Raw genomic sequence first — 637 nt, 5'->3', positions numbered from 1 at the left:
TTCTTTTAATACCACATCTTTTGCCTTAAGCATTCCATTTTTAATATTAATACGGTTACTACCAGCAGCAATTGGTTTCAAAGCTTCCTTAATGATATTACTAGTTAATATAGAGCATGTTGTTGTGCCATCACCAACCCTATCATTACATTGTGAGCAACTTCCAGCAAATGAACTTGTTATCATAGCACGCAATGGTTCTTTAGGCTTTATACTCTTCATCACCTTATAACCATCTTTTGTAATTTCTAGACTACCGTAAGGTTTGCTTATCCCTACCGTTAATCCCTTTGGTCCACTAGTGTCCCCTACCGTTAAATCTACCATTGTTGCAACTTCATAAAGCGCTTGTTGCGTTTGCTCAGTATGTTCTACTTTATTAGCCATATATTACCACCTCTTAAAAATCCAAAATTAACAAATTTTTACAACTGCAAGTACGTCAGACTCTTTCATAACGATAAATTTCTCACCATTATGTTCAATCTCAGTACCAGCCCATTGACGATAAAATACTGTATCACCAACTTTCACAGTTAAAGGTACAGACTTACCGTCTGCATTACACGCACCTTCACCAACACCTATTACCTCTCCTTTGGTTGGCTTTTTTTCAGCACTAGGTGGAATCACAATG

Annotated in this window: 2 protein-coding genes; both read right to left on the bottom strand. The window is 36.9% G+C overall.

The features are described 5' to 3' along the window. Positions 1-387 (bottom strand): TCP-1/cpn60 chaperonin family protein (locus BIY23_RS05375; RefSeq protein ID WP_315940520.1); only part of this gene is annotated, 387 nt, incomplete at its 3' end. A 27-nt stretch (positions 388-414) separates the two neighbouring features. After that, positions 415-637: co-chaperone GroES (locus BIY23_RS01520; RefSeq protein ID WP_070064857.1), on the bottom strand; the 223-nt coding region annotated here is incomplete at its 5' end.

This window comes from Wolbachia pipientis, from assembly GCF_001752665.1.
Classification (GTDB): Bacteria; Pseudomonadota; Alphaproteobacteria; order Rickettsiales; family Anaplasmataceae; genus Wolbachia; species Wolbachia pipientis_A.
Note: the sequence above shows the minus strand (reverse complement) of the source record. Positions and strands in the feature narration are given on the sequence as shown.